Annotated in this window: 1 protein-coding gene; it reads left to right on the top strand. The window is 60.5% G+C overall.

Translation table 11 applies throughout. The annotated features are described in order from the left end of the window. The first annotated feature begins 11 nt into the window (after positions 1–11). Positions 12–1835 (top strand): BCCT family transporter, encoded by a 1824-nt coding sequence (locus ACR0AI_RS21900; RefSeq protein WP_480677203.1) that lies wholly within the window; start codon positions 12–14, stop codon positions 1833–1835. Positions 1836–1889: the final 54 nt, after the last annotated feature.

Here is a 1889-nt window from a genome sequence, read left to right as displayed (position 1 = left end):
GGAGGAAATTGATGTCGATTAAAGAACCGTTTACGGATTTGGACATTAAGACCGCGGATAGCGGTTTTTATGAGAATAACAGCGTTCCGATTGCGCTGATCAGTAAGGGCGTGATGGTCGCCCTTGTGCTTTGGGCGCTGATCTTTCCGGCGAATGCGAATAGCACTCTGGGCAGCTGGAACTCTCAGATTCTGGAGGTCTTCAACAGCTTCTACGTCATCATCGTGGGTCTGTTTTTCTTCTTTCTGGCCATCGTTGCGCTGCTGCCGGCCACCGGCAAGCGGGTGATGGGCACGCCCGGGGAAAAGCCCGAGTTCTCGAACTTCTCATGGTTCTCGATGATGTTCGGCGCCGGTTTGGGTGTGGGTCTGATGGTGTTCGCCACCGCCGAGCCTCTGGGCCTGTGGGGTTCGAACCCTGTGGTTGTCGCGGGCGACGTGCCGGGCAATGAGCCCGAGGCGGTCCAGTCGGCCTATCGCTACACCTATCTGCACTACGGCTTCCACGCCTGGGCGATCTACGTGGTGACCGGCCTTTCGCTGGCCTATTACGCCTATACGCGCAACATGCCACTGACCATCCGCTCGGCGCTGACGCCGCTGTTTGGCAAGCTGATGAACGGTTTCCTGGGCCATGTGGTCGACGTTCTGGGCGTTGTGGCAACGATCCTGGGTGTGTCGGTCACCATCGGCTATGGCGTCAGCCAGTTCATCGACGGTGTCTATGCGATCACCGGGATGGAGTGGATCATGGACCTGAGCGGTGACGTTCCGGCCCCGTCGAAAGTTGGCCTGATTGCAGGTCTGCTGGTGATCATGGGCCTGTCGATCATCTCGGCTGTGTCGGGTGTTGGACGCGGTGTTAAGTACCTGTCGAACCTGAACCTGGTGCTGTCGATCATCCTGCTGGGCACATTTGTCGTCTTCGGCTCGTTCGTCTTTGCGATGACCACCTATGGCACCGCGCTGGTGGACTATATCCTGCACTTCCTGTCGCTGAGCTTTGGCGCCTATGGTCCGCTCTCGGCCGAGGCGTTTGCGGCGGCTCTGCCGGCCGAGGCTCAGGCCCATGCGGATGCCCTGATGGGTGGCGCGACAAATGCCTGGGGCAGCTATGACGGCTTCAAGAGCGGCCTGGAAGGCGCAGCAGCGGAACTCGACGAGGCCACTCTGGCCGCGGCCTATGCCGCCGGTGAGCAGGGTCGTCAGTTTGGCTGGCAGGCAGGCTGGACCACGTTCTACTGGGCCTGGTGGATTGCGTTCTCGCCCTTTGTGGGCCTGTTCCTGGCGCGCATCTCGAAGGGTCGCACCGTGCGTGAGTTCATCCTGGGCTGTGTCTTCGCACCGGCACTGGTGTGCTTTGCGTGGATGACGGTTCTGGGCGGCACCGCGATCGATCTGGAACTGGCCGGTGAAGCCGGAGGCGCGATCATCGGGGCCTCGAACACCAACAAGCTGTTCGTGACGCTGTCCTACATGATCGACGGTGGTCTGCTGTCGATGCTGAACGTGATGTGCGTGATCCTGATCATGACCTTCTTGGTGACCTCGGCGGATTCGGGCATCCTGGTGATGAACACGATCATGTCGGGCGGCAGCCAGGAGACGGGCATCAAGCACCGCATCATCTGGGGTCTGATCCTGTTGGCGGTGATCGGCGCGCTGATCCTTGCAGCGGGCGAGAACAACCCGATGGACGCGCTGCGCAACGCGATGATCATCGGCGCGCTGCCGTTTACCATGGTGATGGGCCTGATGATGGTCGCCCTCGCCAAGGCGCTGTTCCGCGACAGCCAGCGTGACAAACACGCCGAGGCACCACAGGCCGCAGAATAAACGCACCAAAACACAAACAACCCAAGCGCCGCCCAAAACAAGGGCGGCGCTTTT

The sequence above is a fragment of the Ruegeria sp. BG3 genome (assembly GCF_056538485.1).
The sequence above is the reverse complement of the archived record's forward strand: the minus strand, read 5'-3'. Positions and strand labels throughout refer to the sequence as shown.